General features: G+C 74.6%; 19 protein-coding genes. 3 read left to right on the forward strand and 16 right to left on the reverse strand.

Annotation, left to right across the window (positions count from 1 at the left end):
- Positions 1-12: 12 nt before the first annotated feature.
- From ACZ5WK_RS33770 to ACZ5WK_RS33785, 4 genes are read right to left on the reverse strand one after another with little or no spacing between them, the layout of a single operon-like run.
- Positions 13-1236: a ketosynthase chain-length factor gene (locus ACZ5WK_RS33770; RefSeq protein WP_396323600.1), complete on the reverse strand. Its 1224-nt coding sequence runs from the start codon at positions 1234-1236 to the stop codon at positions 13-15.
- Between the two features lie 2 nt (positions 1237-1238).
- Positions 1239-2522 (reverse strand): beta-ketoacyl-[acyl-carrier-protein] synthase family protein, encoded by a 1284-nt coding sequence (locus tag ACZ5WK_RS33775; protein WP_465553312.1) that lies wholly within the window; start codon positions 2520-2522, stop codon positions 1239-1241.
- Positions 2519-2968, reverse strand: coding sequence for a cupin domain-containing protein (locus tag ACZ5WK_RS33780; RefSeq protein ID WP_465553314.1), 450 nt, complete (start codon positions 2966-2968; stop codon positions 2519-2521). Before ACZ5WK_RS33780 ends, ACZ5WK_RS33775 begins: the two co-directional genes overlap by 4 nt.
- Positions 2965-3300, reverse strand: coding sequence for a TcmI family type II polyketide cyclase (locus ACZ5WK_RS33785; RefSeq protein ID WP_396323603.1), 336 nt, complete (start codon positions 3298-3300; stop codon positions 2965-2967). The genes ACZ5WK_RS33780 and ACZ5WK_RS33785 overlap by 4 nt, the downstream gene beginning before the upstream one ends.
- Positions 3301-3464: 164 nt before the next feature.
- Between ACZ5WK_RS33785 and ACZ5WK_RS33790 the strand changes: the two genes are divergently transcribed.
- Entirely contained in the window at positions 3465-3845 is a 381-nt protein-coding gene (locus ACZ5WK_RS33790; RefSeq protein ID WP_465553317.1) for a SchA/CurD-like domain-containing protein, read from the forward strand.
- Between the two features lie 77 nt (positions 3846-3922).
- On the opposite strand, the gene ACZ5WK_RS33795 is transcribed toward ACZ5WK_RS33790, so the two are convergent.
- The 12 genes from ACZ5WK_RS33795 to ACZ5WK_RS33850 form a co-directional block, all read right to left on the reverse strand.
- On the reverse strand, positions 3923-4375 hold the full coding sequence (locus tag ACZ5WK_RS33795) for an anthrone oxygenase family protein (protein ID WP_465553319.1): 453 nt from the start codon (positions 4373-4375) through the stop codon (positions 3923-3925).
- 34 nt (positions 4376-4409) lie between these two features.
- The gene (locus ACZ5WK_RS33800) at positions 4410-4790 is read right to left on the reverse strand and encodes a SchA/CurD-like domain-containing protein (protein WP_396323606.1); all 381 of its coding nucleotides are present in this window, start codon (positions 4788-4790) and stop codon (positions 4410-4412) included.
- Positions 4790-5053 carry an acyl carrier protein gene (locus tag ACZ5WK_RS33805; RefSeq protein ID WP_396323607.1) on the reverse strand — a complete coding sequence of 88 codons (264 nt, stop codon included), beginning with the start codon at positions 5051-5053 and terminating at the stop codon, positions 4790-4792. The genes ACZ5WK_RS33800 and ACZ5WK_RS33805 overlap by 1 nt, the downstream gene beginning before the upstream one ends.
- A 33-nt stretch (positions 5054-5086) precedes the next feature.
- Entirely contained in the window at positions 5087-5914 is an 828-nt protein-coding gene (locus tag ACZ5WK_RS33810; protein ID WP_396323608.1) for an AfsR/SARP family transcriptional regulator, read from the reverse strand.
- A 33-nt stretch (positions 5915-5947) separates the two neighbouring features.
- Positions 5948-6781: a thioesterase II family protein gene (locus tag ACZ5WK_RS33815; protein ID WP_465553322.1), complete on the reverse strand. Its 834-nt coding sequence runs from the start codon at positions 6779-6781 to the stop codon at positions 5948-5950.
- A gap of 192 nt (positions 6782-6973) precedes the next feature.
- The gene (locus ACZ5WK_RS33820; RefSeq protein ID WP_465553324.1) at positions 6974-7801 is read right to left on the reverse strand and encodes an AfsR/SARP family transcriptional regulator; all 828 of its coding nucleotides are present in this window, start codon (positions 7799-7801) and stop codon (positions 6974-6976) included.
- 208 nt (positions 7802-8009) lie between these two features.
- A complete protein-coding gene (locus ACZ5WK_RS33825; protein WP_465553326.1) occupies positions 8010-8879 on the reverse strand; it encodes a 4'-phosphopantetheinyl transferase family protein in 870 nt (289 codons plus the stop codon).
- Between the two features lies 1 nt (position 8880).
- Positions 8881-9204 (reverse strand): acyl carrier protein, encoded by a 324-nt coding sequence (locus ACZ5WK_RS33830; RefSeq protein WP_465553328.1) that lies wholly within the window; start codon positions 9202-9204, stop codon positions 8881-8883.
- Positions 9201-9518: an acyl carrier protein gene (locus ACZ5WK_RS33835; RefSeq protein WP_396323613.1), complete on the reverse strand. Its 318-nt coding sequence runs from the start codon at positions 9516-9518 to the stop codon at positions 9201-9203. The genes ACZ5WK_RS33830 and ACZ5WK_RS33835 overlap by 4 nt, the downstream gene beginning before the upstream one ends.
- A complete protein-coding gene (locus tag ACZ5WK_RS33840; protein ID WP_465553331.1) occupies positions 9518-11362 on the reverse strand; it encodes an acyl-CoA dehydrogenase in 1845 nt (614 codons plus the stop codon). Before ACZ5WK_RS33840 ends, ACZ5WK_RS33835 begins: the two co-directional genes overlap by 1 nt.
- Positions 11341-13170 (reverse strand): fatty acyl-AMP ligase, encoded by a 1830-nt coding sequence (locus ACZ5WK_RS33845; protein WP_465553333.1) that lies wholly within the window; start codon positions 13168-13170, stop codon positions 11341-11343. The genes ACZ5WK_RS33840 and ACZ5WK_RS33845 overlap by 22 nt, the downstream gene beginning before the upstream one ends.
- A gap of 156 nt (positions 13171-13326) precedes the next feature.
- Positions 13327-13662: a DUF6059 family protein gene (locus ACZ5WK_RS33850; RefSeq protein WP_465553335.1), complete on the reverse strand. Its 336-nt coding sequence runs from the start codon at positions 13660-13662 to the stop codon at positions 13327-13329.
- 278 nt (positions 13663-13940) lie between these two features.
- Between ACZ5WK_RS33850 and ACZ5WK_RS33855 the strand changes: the two genes are divergently transcribed.
- Positions 13941-14222, forward strand: coding sequence for a hypothetical protein (locus tag ACZ5WK_RS33855; protein WP_396323617.1), 282 nt, complete (start codon positions 13941-13943; stop codon positions 14220-14222).
- Positions 14223-14226: 4 nt separating this feature from the next.
- Positions 14227-16512 (forward strand): TOMM precursor leader peptide-binding protein, encoded by a 2286-nt coding sequence (locus ACZ5WK_RS33860; protein ID WP_465553338.1) that lies wholly within the window; start codon positions 14227-14229, stop codon positions 16510-16512.
- The last annotated feature ends 129 nt before the right edge of the window (positions 16513-16641 follow it).

The following is a 16641-nucleotide window of genomic DNA, read 5'->3' on the forward strand; positions in this document are numbered from 1 at the left end:
GGTCTCCTTCCGTCAGCGTCCGAGGATCAGGGCCGAGGCGAACCCGCCGTGGCCGCGGGCCAGCACCAGGGCGTGCCGGAGCGGGCCGGTCCGGGGTTCGTCGGTGACGAGGTCGAGGTCGCAGCCGGGGGCGAGCGCCTCGACCCCGGGGGTGTGGGGGATGACGCCGTCGCGCAGGGCGAGCAGTGCGGTGGCGACGTCCAGCGGCGCGCCGCCGCCGTAGAGCCGGCCGGTGAGCACCTTGGGGGCGGTGACCGGTACGGCGCGGGGGCCGAAGACCCCGCTGATCGCCCGGGCCTCGGCGAGGTCCTCGGCCGGGGTCCCCGCGGCGTCGGCGAAGACCACGTCGATGTCCCCGGCGGTGAGCCGGGCGTCGGCGAGCGCGGCCTCGACGGTGCGGCGCAGCGCGGGCGGGCGGCCGGAGCCGGGCGCGGGGTCGAAGCCGGCCGCGTAGCCGAGCACCCGTCCGTAGCGCTGTCCGGCGCCGCGCTCGTCGGCCGTGGCGGCCCGTTCCATGACGAGGATCGCACCGCCCTCGCCGGGCAGGTAGCCGGCTGCGGAGCGGTCGAACGGCAGGTAGGCGCGGGCCGGGTCGGGCACGGTGGAGAGCTTGCCGGTGGAGAGCTGGGCGGCGAACCCGTACGGGCAGAGCGAGGCGTCGGTGCCGCCGGTGACGACCAGCCGGGCGTCCCTGCGGGTGAGCCGGCGGGCCTGGCCGATGACGTCGAGCCCGCCCGCCTGTTCGGCGCAGAGCACGCCGCACGGGCCCCGCAGCTTGTGCCGGATGGAGATCTGGCCCGTCGTGGCGGCGTAGAACCAGGCGATCGACTGGTACGCGCCGACCCATTCGGGTTCGTGCTGGTAGAGCGCCTCCATCTCGTGCTGGCCGAACTCGGTACCACCGGAGGAGCTGGCGGTGACGACGGCCATCTCGTACTCGGGGAGCGCGGCCGGGTCGACGCCGGCGTCGGCGAGGGCGGCCTCGGAGGCGGCGAGCGCGAGGTGGGTCCAGTGGTCGGTCTGCGGGATGAGCCGGCTGGACACCGTGTCGGCGGCGCTGAAGCCGGTGACCTCGCCGGCGAACCGGACGGGGTAGGGCTCGGGGTCGAAGCGGGTGATCCGTTCGATGCCGGACTTGCCGGCCAGGACGGCGGCCCAGTGGGCCTCGACGCCGATGCCGGTGGGGGCGGTGATCCCGATGCCGGTGATCACCGGGGGCTGGTCGTCGGCGGGCATGGTCAGCTCCTCCCGTGGCCGGCCGCGCCGGGCCGGGCCAGGACCATCGCGCTCTGGAAGCCGCCGAATCCGCTGCCGACGGTGAGCACCACGTCGGTGCGGTGCTCACGGGCGGTCAGCGGGACGTAGTCCAGGTCGCAGTGCGGGTCGGCGTTGTGCAGGTTGGCGGTGGGCGGCACGACCTGCCGGTCCAGGGCCAGTGCGCAGGCGGCGACCTCGATCGAGCCGATCGCGCCGAGCGAGTGCCCGATCATCGACTTGATGGAGCTGACCGGGATGTCGTAGGCGTGGTCGCCGAGTGCGCGCTTGAACGCCGCGGTCTCGTGCCGGTCGTTCTGCTGGGTGCCGGAGCCGTGCGCGTTGATGTAGTCGACGGCGGTGGGGTCGAGCCGGGCCCGGTCGAGGGCGACCGAGATGGCCTCGGCCATCTCCCGGCCGTCCCGCTTGAGGCCGGTCATGTGGTGGGCGTTGCTGCGCCCGGCGCTGCCGGCGATCTCGCCGTACACGTGGGCGCCGCGCGCCTCGGCGGCGGCCTTCTCCTCCAGGACCAGGACGGCGGAGCCCTCGCCGAGCACGAAGCCGGCCCGGTCCCGGTCGAACGGCCGGGAGGCGTGTTCGGGGTCGTCGTTGTGGGCGGTGGTGGCCCGGATCGCGTCGAAGCAGGCGGCGCTGATCGGCGAGATCGGCGCGTCGGTGGCGCCGGCCAGCGCGACGTCGGCGCTCCCCTCCTCGATCAGCTGGACGGCGTGCGCGACGGCGTCGATGCCCGAGGTGCAGCCGGTGGAGACCAGCGAGACCGGGCCCTCGGCGCCGGCCGCCCAGGCGACCTCCACGGCGAGCGTGGACGGCACCATGTAGCCGTAGAGGTGCGGGACGCCGTAGGTGTGGTCGACGAGCCACTGCCGGCCGCGGTCGCTGAGGACGAGGTACTCCTCCTCCAGGCCCATGGTGCAGCCGACGGCGCTGCCCACGCCGACGGCGATCCGCTCCGGCCGGACGGTGGCCAGGTCGAGGCCGCTGTCGGCGATCGCCTCGCGGGCGGAGACGACGGCGAACTGGGCGGCCCGGTCCATCCGCCGGATCTCGCGGGCCTCCAGGCCGGCCGCGGCCGGGTCGAAGTCCACCTCGGCGGCGACCTTCGAGCGGAACCCGGCCGGGTCGAAGAGGCTGAGCCGCCGGGTGGCGGTGCGGCCCTCGGTGAGCAGCTGCCAGAACGCCTCCCGGCCGACCCCGCCGGGCGCCACCACGCCGATCCCCGTGATCACCGCCCGCCGTTCGGCGGTCATCGGGAACCGCCCACCTGCGGGTTGGCGGCCGCCGGGTGCTGGGCCGGCTCGGTGTCCACGTGGCCGAGTTCGGGGCGCGGCGCGAGCGGCGACAGGTGGAAGGCGCAGTTCGCGGTGGTCTCACCGGTGTTGACGAGCCGGTGCCGGACGCCGATCGGCACCAGCAGCGAGTCCCCGGCGCCGAGGGCGACCGTCTGGCCGTCCAGGGTCATCTCCAGCACGCCGGAGACGACGTGGATGAACTCCTCGGAGTAGGGGTGGTAGTGCTCGGTGACGTGGTCCCCGGGGGCGAGGCGCAGCACGCCGCCGAAGCCGGAGGTGCAGCCGACGGTCTTGGGGCTGAGGGTCACCCGGATGTCGCCGCCGCGCTTGACGTTGGCCTCGACCTGGTCGGCGGAGACCTTGACGGTGCGGGTGATGGTGGCGCGGTCGGTCTCGGTGGTCACTGGATCCGCCCCTCGTCCTTGGTCCACACGTAGAAGGGGGTCGCCATGGCGTCCTTGGGCTCCTTCCAGTTCGGGTCGTACGGGTTCACGCAGGCGGCCAGCCGGGTGTTGATCTCCTCGTAGAGCGGGTGGCTGCGGGCCCGGTAGAGATCGGGCGTGATGTCCTGGTCGGCCTCGACCAGGTGGAAGTAGAGGTCGTGGAACCGGAACAGGGTGCGCCGGGAGACACCGACCAGGTGGGGCAGTTCGGTGGCGTCCGAGTCGCCGAAGATGCCCGCGATGTCGTCCGCCTTGCCCGGCTGCAACTTCGCCACGATGAGGGTTCGGTGCATTGCTGTCCTCCTGCCGCTGGGTGCCCTTCCGACACGCCGGACTGTTGCAGCGGCAACTGGAGCCAGGCTCAAGAGGCCGTCCAGACAAGGGACTTGAGGAGAATACGAGCCGCCGGTGGTGGCCTTGGGGGGTTCACCGCCCACCGCACACGCAGGAGCCACCCATGCCGTTCGCCGCCATCACGTACGACATCAAGCCGGGCTTCGAGGCCGAACTCACCGAGATCTTCGGCAGTTTCCGCCGGGTGAGGTCGGACCGGGTCCGCACGGAGAGCGGTGAGGAGGCCGGCCGGATCCTGGCCACCGCCGTGTTCATCCGGGACGACACCCTGGTGCGGGTGATCGAGTACCAGGGTGATCTGGACGCGGTGGCCCGGCACATGGCCGGCCAGCCGGGGGTGCGCGAGGTGGAGCTCAGGCTCAAGCCCTACCTGAGCCGGCCCCGGGACACCGACACGGTCGAGGGGTTCGTGGCGACCTTCCGGCGCAGCCTGCTGCGGACGGTCGCGCAGATCTCGGTCCGGGACGCGGCGCCCGCGTCCTGACCGGGCGGCGCCGCGCCGCACCGGAACAAGGGCCGGGCCGGTCTCCCCGTGGGGAGGCCGGCCCGGCCCTTCTCCGCTCATCGTCCGAGTGCCGCGACGGTGTTGGCGATCAGTGCGGCCACCGCGAGGGTGGTGCGCAGCAGGTGCCAGCGCCGCCAGAGCGGGCGCGGGTCGGTCCAGTCGGCGGGGAGTCGCTGCGGGTCCTCGACCGCCTTGACCCGCCGGTTGATCGGGACGTTGCACAGGTGGGACACGGCCGAGACGCCCAGCAGCAGGACCGCCGCGGTCACGGCCGCGGCCCGGACGGCGGAGCCGCCGAGGACCGCCCAGAGGACGTCCGCCAGGGTGGATCCCAGCACGATGGCCGGCATGGTCGGATCCCAGTTCCGCCCGAGCAGCTGATGGGCGTACACGTAGGTGCTGGTGGGCATCGCGAAGAGCGCGGGGAGCACGCTCAGCGCGACGGCGAAGAGCACTCCGGCGGTGACTCCGCTGCCGAGCAGCGCGAGGACGCCCAGTGCCGTGGTCATGGTGGGGCCGCCTTTCCTCGGGTGACCGGGGCGGTCAGGCCCGGTTCGGGTGGGTGTCCACGGTGAGCTGGGAGATCGAGCGCATCAGCGCGTTGCGGAAGTACGCGGCGAAGCCCTCGGCGCTGGTGGTGTCCCGCTCCTCGGCGAGGTAGGGGGCGAGCTTCTCCTCCAGCAGGTGGACGCCCCGCTGGGCGGCCATGTGCCGGCCGACGGCGGCGAACTCACCCTCGTAGTGGATGACCCGGATCAGGACGTCGTCCTTGATGAAGACGCCGGTGCCGAGCAGCCGCCCGGCCTCGCTGCCGTCGGCGGCGGCGTAGTCGGGGGTGTCGACCCGCTGGAACGAGGCGAAGATCGCGGCGATCTCGTCCTCGTGGCCCGGCTTGACGCGGTAGGTGATGGCTGCGTACGGCATCAGGCGGCCCGCGTGGCGAGGCTGTGGTTGATCAGGTCGAGGAGCACCCGGGGGGTCTCGGCCGCGATCACCTCGTCGTCCGGGATCACGATCCCGCGCTCGCGCTTGAGCACTCCGGTGACCTGGAGCAGCGCCAGCGAGTCGTAGCCGAGTTCGAGGAACGGGACGTCGGTGACGTCGTCGGTGTCCAGGTCGTAGCCCTCGGCCTCGCCGGCGCAGTCGCGCAGCTTGCCGGTGAGCTCGGACAGGGAGAACTCGCTCATCGTATGCCTCTCTCGTGGGGTGGTGACGGTCGGTCAGATGGCGCGCAGCAGCCGGCCCGGGGTGACGGTGCCGACCAGGTCGAGGCCGGGGTCGGCGTCCAGCAGGGCGCTCTGGAGTTCGCGAAGCTCCGGGGACGGGTCCAGGCCGAGTTCGCGGCTGAGCACGGTGCGCAGCCGCTGGTAGGCCTCCAGGGCGGTGGAGCGGCGCCCGGAGCGGTAGAGGGCGATCATCAACTGGCCCTGGAGCCCCTCGTGCAGCGGGTATTGGGCGCAGAGGCCGGAGAGCTCCCCGACCAGTTCGTGGTGGCGGCCGAGCCTCAGGTCGGCCTCGATCCGGCGGCCGAGGATGCTCAGCCGGGACTCCTCCAGGGAGCGCGCCTCGGCCTCCAGCAGCAGCCCGCACTGGACGTCCACCAGGGCCGGCCCGCGCCAGAGTTCGAGCGCCTTGCGGAAGGTGGCGGAGGCGGTGACGTGGTCCCCGACGTCCATCGCCCGGTGTCCGCGGCGGCAGAGCAGGGCGAATTCGGTGCTGTCCAGGGTGCCGCCCTGGGTGTCCAGCAGGTAGCCGCCGGCCTCGGTGACCAGGACGCTCTTGGCGCCGAGCGGCAGGCCGACGGGGGCCGGCCCGTCCAGCGCGGCCGCGATGCAGCCGCGCAGCTGGAGGACGTAGGTCTGGAGGGTGGTCTGGACGCTGCGCGGGGGGTGTTCGCCCCAGACCTCCTCGATCAGTGCTTCCACCGACACCAGCCGGTCGGCCCGGCAGGCCAACAGGGCCAGGACCTTCCGTGGCTTGCCGGCCGTCGGAACGATGGACACCCCCGACTGGTCGACCCTCAGCGGGCCGAGCAGGCCGATATCCATATCGCCTCTCCCTTCAGAGTTGGGATGCTCTGTTCACTCACCGGCGCCGCGGAGGCCGCGGATGCCGTCCCGGGCGGTGCCGGCACCGAGAGGTTCGAACGTGCGTGGCGCTTCCCGGTGCTCGGCCGCGAGTACCGCCGACGGGTTGAGCAACTCGCCCAGCAGCCGCGGCAGTTCGCCGTCGCGGACGAAGAAGTGGCCGCCGGCCAGGGTGCGCAGGTGGAAGGCCGAGGTGGTCCACCGCTCCCAGGCGGCGACCGCCGTGGGGGTGGCGATCCTGTCCTCCGCCCCGGCGAACGCCCAGATCGGGCAGGGCAGCGGCGCGGTGGCGCCTTCCCTCAGCGCGCGGCCGAGAACGAGGTCGGCGCGGGTGGTGGCGAGCATCTCGCGCAGCCAGGCCGGGCGGGCGAGCAGTTCCTCGGGCACCCCGCCGAGGCCGGAGAGCAGGCCCAGCAGCCGGGTGTCGTCGGCGTCCGCGGCCGAGATCAGCGGGTTCGGCAGATGGGGAGCCATACAGGCGCCCACCAGGACCCCGGCGGGGGCCCGCCGCCCCGAGTCGATCCGGTGACCGGCGAACCGGTGGGCGACGAGCGCGCCGAGGCTGTGCCCGTAGAAGGCGTAGGGGCCCTCGTCGAGCAGCGGGCCGAGGTGTTCGTCGAGCTCCCGGAAGAGCCGGTCCACGTCGGTGATCCGGTCCTCGCCCAGCCTGGTCTCGCGGCCGGGCAGCCGGACCGGCACCACCGAGACCAGCGGCCCGATCCGGGCGGACCAGCCGGCGAAGGTCAGCGCGCCGGCCCCGGCGTGGTGGAAGCAGATCAGCCGAAGGGGTGCCCCGGGCCGCGGTCCGGCTGCTACGTACTGGTTCACGCGGCCTCCATCGCTCCAGCTGCACCACCGGACGGCGGTGCCCGACGATGGTGGCCAGCGGCTCTGGAAGGTCGCTGGACGTGGGCTGGAGCGGCGACGGAAGGCCCGGAGCCCCGCGGGGCCCGCCCCCGGACCCACCGTGCCGCCGGGCGGACGGGGGTCCGGGGGCGGGCCCCGGGGTCTGCGGCGGGCTCAGCCCACCAGCCGGCCGCCGCGCAGCAGCGGGGCGGCGGCCTCCGGCCCGTACTCGTCGAGCGGTTCGCCCCGCAGGATGGCCCGCTGGAGCAGCTGGAGCTGTCCCGACGGCTCCAGCCCGAGCTCGTCGATCAGGGTGTCGCGCAGCTTCTGGTACACCTCCAGCGCGCGCGGAGCCCGCCCGGCACGGTACAGGGCGACGATGAGGTGGGCGTGCAGCGCCTCGTCCAGCGGGTGGTGGCCGGTGAGTGCCGACAGTTCGCCGATCACCTCGTGGTGGCGGCCGAGCCGCAGGTCGGCGCGGATGCGCCGCTCCAGGACGCCGATCCGGCACTCCTCCAGCCGGGTGGCCTCGATGGCGAGCTGGTGGCCGTGCCGGACGTCGACCAGCACCGGTCCGCGCCAGAGCGCGGAGGCCGCGCCCAGCAGGCTGGAGGCGGCCTCCATGTCCCCGACCGCGAAGGCCGCGTGGCCGGCCGCGGTCAGCCGGTCGAACTCGTGGGCGTCCACCGCGCCCGGCGGCACCTCCAGGACGTAGCCGCCGTGCCGGGTGGCGAGGGTCCGCTCGGCGCAGAGGGGCTCCCCGCTCTTCACCGCGGCCGCACGGAGCTTGCGGCGCAGCTGGAGGATGTACGTCTGGAGCGTGGTGGTGGCGCTGCGCGGCAGGTCGGCGCCCCACAGCTCCTCCATCAGCTGGGGAACGGAGACGATCCGGTTGGCGTTGAGCGCGAGCAGCGCCAGGATCTGGCGCGGCTTGGCCGCCGTCGGGACGATGGACAGACCCGAGGCGGCGGCGGTCAGCGGGCCGAGCACCTGAATTTCCATCCGAGGACTTCCCCCATCTCTCCGCGATGCCGGGCTGCGGGATGCGTCCGGTCATTCTGGATCGTGACACGAGGGAGAGCCGCCATGACAGTGAGATCTTCAGGAATCGGACAGGAAGTAACCGCCTTGACGTGCTGTGAGATTCTCACGGCCGCCGGGTGACGGCCGCACTGGTGGCGGGCCGGCCGCCGGGTGGATGATGGCAGGGTCAGCTCGGGGTGCGGGCGGCCGGTCCCCCGGTGAGTTCGGCGAGGAGGTCTCCCGCCACCCGCAGGGCGTCCACGCCGTCCCCGGTCTGGCCGAAGCCGGTGTCGCAGAGCGCGAGGCTGACGGTGTAGCGCTGTTGGATCACACAGGTGTGGAAGGCCCACTCGGCACCGGTGCCGGGGGAGCCGTCGGGCAGCCGGACCTCGCCGGCCTGCCGGTCCCGCGGTCCGAAGCCGAACTCGGTGAAGCGGAACCGCATGCCCTGGCCGATGGCCTTGCTGTAGGCCTCCTTGAGGGTCCAGAGCCGGACGAGCGCGCTGTTGCGCTCCTCCTCGGGCATGCGGTCCAGCTCCTCCTGCTCGTGGCGCGTGCACATCTGGGGTTCGGTGCCCAGGCCGGTCATCTGCCGGTCGGTGAGCTCGGCGTCCACGCCGATCCAGCCGCGCCGGGTGAGCCCGAGGACCAGCAGGTCCGCGGTGTGGCTCAGGCTCAGGTCCAGCTGCCCGAAGCCCCGCAGGTACGGGCGGCCGCCGAGCTTGTAGGCCAGCTCCAGGGCCTGCGGGGGCTCGCCGACGACGGCGCCGGCGGTGTGCTTGAGCATCATCCGGGAGGCGACGAACCGGGCCCGGACGGCCGGGTGCCGCATCCGCCGGAACCGCGCGTGGTCGGGCCCCAGTTGCTCCGGGAGCCGGGGGTCGGCGAGGTCCCCGGGCAGCCAGTCCTCCATCCGGGCGTGCACGAGGGCGCTGCCGTGCCGTTCCATCGCCTCGCGCAGTTCGTCCCACGGCCCGTCCGGCCCGCGGGCCTGGACCGGGTGGGCGAACACCCACCCGGTCCGTGCGTCGGGCGCCGGTTCCAGGGAGCGGGCCATCTCAGGCCGCCCCGGCCGGTGCCAGCCGCCGGTTCAGGTACTCCAGCAGCGTGCCGACGGTGTGCAGGCTGGGCAGCACCTCCGGTATGGAGAGCCCGCCGAGCTCGGGGAAGTGCTCCTCCAGCGAGGCCTTGAGGCTCATCAGCATCACCGAGTCGAAGCCGAGGTCGTCGGCCAGCTGGAGTTCCTCGTCCAGCTCGTCCTCGCAGGGGCCGCCCGGCTCGGGCTGGAGCAGGTCCGGTGTGAGCTCGTCGGCCGCGGCGAGCAGGACGGCCTGCAGGCGCAGCGTGACGGAGGCGGGCGCGGTGGTGGTCGGGGTGGTCATGAGCGGGCCGCCGGGCCGGACGGGCGGGCGGCGGCGAGGCCGCCGAGGTGGACGGCGAGCTCGTCGACGGTGGCGAAGCGGTAGACCGTGCCGGGATCGAGGCCGAGCGCGAAGAGCTCCTCGATCTCGCCGTACAGGGCGAGGGCGACGACCGCGTCCAGGCCGTACTCGGTCAGCGGCACGTCGGGCTCGACGGGGGCGTCGCCCGGCAGGTGGTCGCGGAGCCGGGCGGTGAGCCAGCCGTACAGCTCGTACTCGGTGCCGTCGACCGCGGTGATCACCAGCGACTGCCAGTCTGTCGTTCCGGTTGTCATCAGCTGTCCCCGTCTCCTCGGAGGGTGGGCGTGCCACCGGCCAGTGGCGTGTCGTACAGGTCGTAGCTGCGGCGCCCGCGGTAGCGCCGCAGGACTTCGGCGAGCAGCGGTCCGTCGTGGTCCGCGGCGCTCTTCGGGGTGGCGGTGCCGAGCCGGCGCAGCAGCCTGGTGAGGGCCGCGGCGATCCAGCCGGTGCCCGCCAGGAACCCCTGCCCCGCCTCCCGCTGCCCGCGCCAGACACCGAGGCAGGCGGCGGCGGTGAGCAGCAGGGCGTACCGGTCCGCGAGGGCGTGGCCGCGTGGGTCGGCGAGGGCGGGGCGGCCGTCCCGGTCGAGTGCGGCGCAGCCGTCGCGCAGGGCGGCCAGCTCGTCGACGAACAGCCGTGCCAGCGCGGCGAGTTCCGGGTCGGGCGCCTCGCGCTCCAGGGCGGCGGCGGAGGCGGGCAGGGAACCGGCGAGCGGGTCGCCGGTGGCCGCCGGGCCGATCAGGCCGAGGTCCAGCGGCGGGAGTCCGCCCGCCTCCAGCCGGAAGAGCGCGTCCGGCGCCCCGCCCTCGGTGAACCACGACTGCGCCGCCAGTCGCGGCAGTTGGGGGACGACGGTGGCCCGGCAGGCGGCCGAACCGGCCGCGCCGAGGCCGATCATCGGGAGATCGCGGACGTTCTTCGGGAACTCCCCGTACGCTCCGGCCGGATCGTGGAACTCGGCGCCGAGCAGGGTGGAGAGCTCGTACGCGGTGTCGGTGAGCAGTTGCGGCAGCAGGTACTTGACGGCCGCCGCGTAGAGCGCGGTCCCGGCCGGGGCCAGGTGGGCCGCGCGGGTGGCGACCAGCGCCAGGCAGTCGCACATCAGCAGGTCGACGAAGGCGCCGGCCAGGGTGGTGCGGGCGTGCGAGACCCGCTGCCGGCCGTCGCCGTCGTCGGGGCGCTCCTCTGCCACGCCGCGGTCGACGGCGCAGGCGACGGCGGTGCGCAGCGCGGTGTCGGCGCTGCCGAGCGCCACCGACGGGCCGACGCTGCGGATCAGGGGGAAGACCCGCAGGGCGAGTTCGAGGCCGCGGCCGGGGCCGCCGAGCAGGGCGTCGCCGGGGACCGGGCAGTCGGTGAACTCGATGCCGTCGACCAGGCAGCCCCGGACCCCGAGGGTGCGCTGCCGGGGCAGCGCGGTGGCCGCTCCGGCGGGCAGCTCGGCGCGTTCGACCAGCAGCGCGGAGTGGCTCTCCCGGCCGCTGCCGGTGCGCGCGAACAGCACCAGGGCGTCGGCCCTGCCGACGTTGGCGAAGGCCTCCTTGCGGCCGCTCAGCCGGAGGCCGGCCGGGCCGTCGCCGCCGGGAGGCGCCGCGGTGGCGGTGAGCTCGTTGGCGAGGAAGCTGCTGCCGCGGGCCAGTTCGGGGTAGGCGACGACCAGTCGGCCGCCGGCGTGCAGCAGCCGGGCGGCGGTCCGGCGCTGGGCGGGGGTGCCGGCCGCCCAGACCGCCACCGCCGCCTGGAAGCTGGTGACGCCGGAGCCGAGGCCGAGCGACGCGTCGCGGCGGAACACCGCGCGGACGACCCGGGCCAGGCTGTCCAGCTCGGTCAGCCGGCCGCCGAGCTCGGCGGGGACGAACTCGTCGTTCAGCCCGAACCGCTCGACCAGCAGCTCGGCGGCGGCGAGCGGCTCCTCCCGGGCGTCGGCCGCGAGGAACGCGGCGCTGCCGGTCGGGTTGTGCGGGTCGTCCGGGTCGCCGAAGGCCCGTTCCAGCTCGGCGATCCGCCGCCGGACCTCCGTCTCGGCGGTGCCGGGCGGCGGGAAGCCCGCCGCCGGCGCCGATGCCGCTCCTGTGCTCACCCCGCCGCGCGACTGCACCTTTCGTCTCCTTCCCTGGCCGGACCGGTGGCCGGCGGCTGGGGCATGGTCAGCAGCCTGACCTCGCCCACCGTGGTGTGCAGCGGCTTGATCCGGCCGGTCAGGAAGAGCTGCCGCATCGCCGTCCGCCGCAGCTTGCCGCTGGTGGTGCGCCGGACGGTGCCGGGGCGCACGAGCAGCACCTGCTCGACGGCGACGCCGAACTCCTCGGCCACGCACCGCTGGACGGCTCCGGCCAGGGCCGGCAGCTCCTCCTCGGCGCCGCCGGTGCGGACCTCCTGGACGACCACCACCTGGTCCTGGTCGGCGCCGACGGTGAAGGCGGCGCCGGAGCCGAAGAGCACGCTGAGCTTCTGCACCTGCTGCTCGATGTCCTGCGGGTGCAGGTTGCGGTCGGCGACGATGAGCAGCTCCTTCAGCCGGCCGACGACGAACAGTTCGCCGTCGTCGAGGAAGCCGAGGTCACCGGTGCGCAGATGGCCCCCGCCGTGCTGCGGCCCGGCGCCGGAGGGCCTGGCGTGGAAGAGCTCGGTGCTCTCCAGGTGGCGGTTCCAGTAGCCCTGGGCGACGGCGTCGCCGCGGAGCCAGATCTCGCCGACCGTGCCGTCCGGCAGCGGGGCGGTGCTCTCCGGGTCGACGATCAGCACCTCCAGGCCCTCGGCCGGCCGGCCGACCGACACGAAGCTGCGGGAGGCCCTGCCGGGCACGGCCGCGACCACCCGGTTCTCCGCGAGCGCCGCCGCGTCCACCTCCCGCCGCCCGGGCCGGGGTGCGGGGCCGCCGACGGTGGCCAGCAGGGTGGCCTCGGCCATCCCGTACCCGGGCCGCAGCGCGGCGGGGCGCAGCCCGGCCGGCGCGAAGCGGGCGGTGAAGGCGTCCAGGGTCTCGGCCCGGACCGACTCCGCGCCGGTGACCGCGACCTCCCAGCGGCTCAGGTCGAGCGCGGCGGCCTGCTCCTCGCCGACCCGCTGCACGCACAGCCGGTACCCGAAGTCGGGCGCGCCGGAGACGGTGACGCCGTAGCGGTCGATCATCTGGAGCCAGCGGACGGGCCGCTGGGCGAAGGTGAGGGGCGGGAGGAGGACGGCGCCGGCGCCGAGGTAGAGCGGGTGGAGCAGCTGGCCGATCAGGCCCATGTCGTGGTGGAACGGGAGCCAGCCGCCGATCCGGGAGTGCTCGGTGGTGCCGAGGGCCAGCTGGATGGCGCGCTGGTTGGCGAGCAGGTTGGCGTGGCCGACCACGACGCCCTTGGGTTCGCTGACCGAGCCGGAGGTGTACTGGAGCAGTACGGGCTGGTCCGGCCGGGCAGGCGGGCGCACCCAGGCGTCCGGGTCGCCGAGGTCGGGGCGGTCGGTGGCCAGGCACGGGATGTGCGACTGCCCGGCGTTCGCGAGCAGTTGGGAGACCAGCGGGCCGTGCGCGGCGTCGGTGAGCACGTAGCCGGCGGCGGCGTCCTTGAGGATGCCGGCGAGCCGGTCGTCCGACTGCCGCGTGCCGCTGGGCGGGGGCGCGGGGACGGGGATCGCCGCGGCGTAGAGGCAGCCGAGGAAGGCCGGGACGAACCCGGCGCTGTCCCCGTGGCAGAGCACCACCCGCTGGCCGGCCGGCTGCCCCTGTTGCAGCCACGAGGCGATACGTTTCGCCGCCCGGTCCAGCTCCCCGTAGGTGACCGCGTGGCCCGCCAGCGGGTCGGCACCGGGCTGCCCGGGCCCGGCTCCCTCACCGTGGACGAAGCGGTAGACCTCGCGGTCCGCCAGCTCTTCGCCGCGGCGCAGCAGCAGTTCGGTGAAATCGGCAGCTCTGGCCACCACAACCCCCATGACATCTGGTCCGACGGAGCGTCACGCACACCCCGGCCGCCCTGCGCGCCACTGGCCACGGGACGGCTGCTGGCCTGCACGCGCCAGAGCATGTGTACGGCCGCTCAAGCGCCGCTCGAAGCCCCGAGGACCGCCACGCCGCCGCTACCAGCCCCGCAGCCTGGTCAGCACGCGCATCCGCCCGAGCTGCCGGGCCATCATCAGCTCCGTCTCGCTGAGCGGAACATCGGGGACCACCTGCTCGGGGTGGTGCTGCCCGGGCGAGCTCGACGAGGCGGCCGGGGCCGCCGGCTCCGGACGGTCGCCGGCCTCGGAACGGACGGCGGGCTCCGCGCCGGGCACCGCCTCGGGAGCGGAGCGGCCCAGCACGTGCATCAGGGCGTACGTCGGCGGAGTGAACCCGTACATCGCTCCCAGGATCGCCAGCGGCCGAAGAAATGCCGACAACCACCGCTCTGTGCCGGTGATCTCGTGCCTCATGCGTCCTCCTCTCGGACGGTCGATGGCCGCGAGCGTGCCATCCCACCCTCGAGAACGACTCGGGACCGGTACCGGAGGTGGGCATCCTGCCGACGATCCCACCGGCGCGGGCCGCGGGCCAGTGCACGGCTCCCGATCCGGCCGTGACTTCCTCACATCGAAGCGGTGACACGGGCACTGGTCGAGAATCGCTCGGATTTCGTTCACTACTTCCCTGAGCACTGGTCCGACGCCCATCCGTCCCGCGGCCCGCTACCGCCATCTCAACGGAGGAAATCATGTCCATAGACAAGGACTGGCGTTTCGCAGAGGTCATCCTGCGTGCCTGGACCGAGCCCGGTCTGCGCCACCGGTACGAGGACGACCCCGCCCAGGTGCTGGCCGAGGCCGGCATCCAGACCGTGCCCGGGGAGCCGCTGCCCGCGCTGCCGCTCGCCGAGGAACTCGACGTGGTGACCGAGCTGTTCGACCTGCTGCCCGCCCAGGCTCCGGCGACCGCACTCTGCCTGAGCATCCGGGACGCCGAGTTCGAGCCCCTCCTCGCCGGGGCGGAGGCCTGATTCCATGACCGTCAGCGGGGGAAACGAGCGGGCCGCCCTCATCGGCTTCAAGCACCACCTCCGTCCGAAGGTGGTCCCCGGGGACGCCGTCTACCTGATGTCCGAACACGGGGTGACGGCCGTCCGGGGCCCCCATCTGGCGGCCCTGGTGCCCCTGCTCGACGGCACCAGGGACCTCCCGGCACTGCTCGGTGCGGCCGCGCCCGCCGTTCCCCCCGCGCAGGTGGCCCGGATCGTCGGCGAGCTGACCCGGCGCGGGCTCCTCGACCACCGCCCGCCCCGGGAGCGCGCCGAGACCGGCCGCGACGGCGCCGACAGCGCCGCCCGGGCCTACTGGGAGCAGGCCGGCGGCTCCGCGCCCGCCCCCGCCGGCACCGTCCGGATCGTCACCCTCGGCGAGCTGGACCCGGCCCCGCTGCGCGCCGCCTGCCGCAGCGCCGGCCTGGTCCACGCCTCGCCGGGCGCCCCCGCCGCCCTCGACCTGGTGGTCTGCAGCGACTACCTGGACCCCCGGCTCGCCGCCCTGGACGCCGGCTACCGCGCCGACGGCCGGCCCTGGCTGCTCGCCAAGGTGACCGGCACCACGCTCTGGGCCGGCCCGGTCTTCCGCCCCGGCAGCGGCGCCTGCTGGCACTGCCTCGCCCACCGGCTGCGCGGCCACCGCTCGGGCGCGGAGCCCGTCCGCCGCGCACTCGGCGACGCGCCGCTGCCCGTCCCGCTGGCCGCCCTGCCCCTCACGGTCGGGCTCGGTGCCCAGCTCGCCGCGCTGGAGTGCGCCCACTGGCTGGCCGGGCACCGCGCCGGGGAGGACGCCCGGGTGGTCACCCTCGACACCCTGACCCTCGCCAGCCGCTCGCACCGCCTCACCCGGCGGCCGCAGTGCCCGGAGTGCGGCGACTCCTCGCTGATGACCCGGCAGGCCGCCCGCCCGGTGGAGCTGGCCCCCCGCCGGTGCACCGTGCGCAGCGGCGGCGGCCACCGCGCGCTCTCCGCCCAGCGGATGCTGGACCGGTACGGGCACCTGCTCAGCCCGGTCACCGGCGTGGTCAAGGAGATCCGGCGCGACCCGCGCGGCCCCGACCTGCTCAACGTCTACCGGGCCGGGCACAACCTGGCCCTCGGCGCCCGCCACATGTCCGACCTGGCCGGCTCGCTGCGCCAGGAGAGCTGCGGCAAGGGCCGCACCCCGCTGGACGCCCGGGTCGGCGCGCTGTGCGAGGCGGTCGAGCGGATCAGCGGCCTCTGGCAGGGCGACGAGGCGCGGGTGCGCGGCTCGCTGCACAGCCTCGGCCCGGACGCCGTCCACCCCGGCAGCTGCCAGCTCTGGGACGAGCGGCAGTACGCCGACCGCGCCCGCCGCAACGCCGACGGCCACCCGTTCCACCAGGTCGCCGAGCCCTTCGACCCCGACGCGGAGCTGGACTGGTCGCCGGTCTGGTCGCTCACCCGCGAGCGTCAGGTCCTGCTGCCCACCGCGCTGCTCTACTACAACGTGCCCGACCGGGCCGGCCGGCGGATGGTCCACGCCGACTCCAACGGCTGCGCCGCCGGCGGCACCCTGGAGGACGCCACCCTGCAGGGCCTGCTGGAACTGGTCGAACGCGACGCGGTGGCCCTCTGGTGGTACAACCGCACCCGCCAGCCGGCCGTCGACCTGGCCGCCTTCGGCGACCCCTGGACCGCCGAGGTGAGCCAGGCACATGCCGAACTCGGCCGCCAGATATGGGCGTTGGACCTCACCTCGGACCTGGGCGTGCCGGTCTTCGCCGCGCTCTCCCGCCGCACCGGCCGACCGGCCGAGGACATCGTGTTCGGCTTCGGGGCGCACCCGGATCCGGCCGTCGCCCTCAGCCGCGCGCTCACCGAGATGAACCAGCTGCTCCCACCGGTGCTGGAGGCCCGCCCGGACGGCACCGGCTACGGCTGCACCGACCCGGTCGCCCTGCGCTGGTGGCGCACCGCGTCCCCCGACACCATGCCCTACCTCGCCGCCGATCCGGCCGTCCCGGCCCGGACGCCGCGCGACCACCCCTACCGCCCGTCCGGCGACCTGCTCGACGAACTGCGCCGGCTGCAGGGCGTCCTGGAACGCCGGGGCCTGGAGGTCTGCGTCCTGGACCAGACCCGACCCGACCTCGCGCTGCCCGTGGTCCGTACGCTCGTCCCGGGCCTGCGGCACTTCTGGCCCCGCTTCGCGCCCGGCCGGCTCTTCGACGTCCCCGTGGCGCTGGGCCGGCTGTCCCGTCCGACCCCGTACGACGAGCTCAACCCGATCCCGCTGTTCGTCTGAGCCCGCTCCCGTCCGGGGCCCGCTCCCCGCCCGGGCCCCCACCAGCCGCCGAATCCGAGCCCCACCGCCCTGCCCGGGCGAACCGCACCGCGGTCCGCCCGGGTGCATCCGACCCGTCCAGGAGCCACC

The organism is Kitasatospora sp. NPDC032757, from assembly GCF_055579305.1.

What these genes read in the sequence shown, in the direction of transcription:
- ACZ5WK_RS33800 (WP_396323606.1), bottom strand. Translation starts at nt 4,790, where the DNA reads ATGCCGTACGCAGCCATCACCTACCGCGTCAAGCCGGGCCACGAGGAC.
- ACZ5WK_RS33795 (WP_465553319.1), bottom strand. Translation starts at nt 4,375, where the DNA reads ATGACCACGGCACTGGGCGTCCTCGCGCTGCTCGGCAGCGGAGTCACC.
- ACZ5WK_RS33775 (WP_465553312.1), bottom strand. Translation starts at nt 2,522, where the DNA reads ATGACCGCCGAACGGCGGGCGGTGATCACGGGGATCGGCGTGGTGGCG.
- ACZ5WK_RS33855 (WP_396323617.1), top strand. Translation starts at nt 13,941, where the DNA reads ATGTCCATAGACAAGGACTGGCGTTTCGCAGAGGTCATCCTGCGTGCC.
- ACZ5WK_RS33825 (WP_465553326.1), bottom strand. Translation starts at nt 8,879, where the DNA reads ATGGCCCGCTCCCTGGAACCGGCGCCCGACGCACGGACCGGGTGGGTG.
- ACZ5WK_RS33810 (WP_396323608.1), bottom strand. Translation starts at nt 5,914, where the DNA reads ATGGATATCGGCCTGCTCGGCCCGCTGAGGGTCGACCAGTCGGGGGTG.
- ACZ5WK_RS33820 (WP_465553324.1), bottom strand. Translation starts at nt 7,801, where the DNA reads ATGGAAATTCAGGTGCTCGGCCCGCTGACCGCCGCCGCCTCGGGTCTG.
- ACZ5WK_RS33805 (WP_396323607.1), bottom strand. Translation starts at nt 5,053, where the DNA reads ATGAGCGAGTTCTCCCTGTCCGAGCTCACCGGCAAGCTGCGCGACTGC.
- ACZ5WK_RS33785 (WP_396323603.1), bottom strand. Translation starts at nt 3,300, where the DNA reads ATGCACCGAACCCTCATCGTGGCGAAGTTGCAGCCGGGCAAGGCGGAC.
- ACZ5WK_RS33850 (WP_465553335.1), bottom strand. Translation starts at nt 13,662, where the DNA reads ATGAGGCACGAGATCACCGGCACAGAGCGGTGGTTGTCGGCATTTCTT.
- ACZ5WK_RS33790 (WP_465553317.1), top strand. Translation starts at nt 3,465, where the DNA reads ATGCCGTTCGCCGCCATCACGTACGACATCAAGCCGGGCTTCGAGGCC.
- ACZ5WK_RS33835 (WP_396323613.1), bottom strand. Translation starts at nt 9,518, where the DNA reads ATGACAACCGGAACGACAGACTGGCAGTCGCTGGTGATCACCGCGGTC.
- ACZ5WK_RS33770 (WP_396323600.1), bottom strand. Translation starts at nt 1,236, where the DNA reads ATGCCCGCCGACGACCAGCCCCCGGTGATCACCGGCATCGGGATCACC.
- ACZ5WK_RS33830 (WP_465553328.1), bottom strand. Translation starts at nt 9,204, where the DNA reads ATGACCACCCCGACCACCACCGCGCCCGCCTCCGTCACGCTGCGCCTG.
- ACZ5WK_RS33860 (WP_465553338.1), top strand. Translation starts at nt 14,227, where the DNA reads ATGACCGTCAGCGGGGGAAACGAGCGGGCCGCCCTCATCGGCTTCAAG.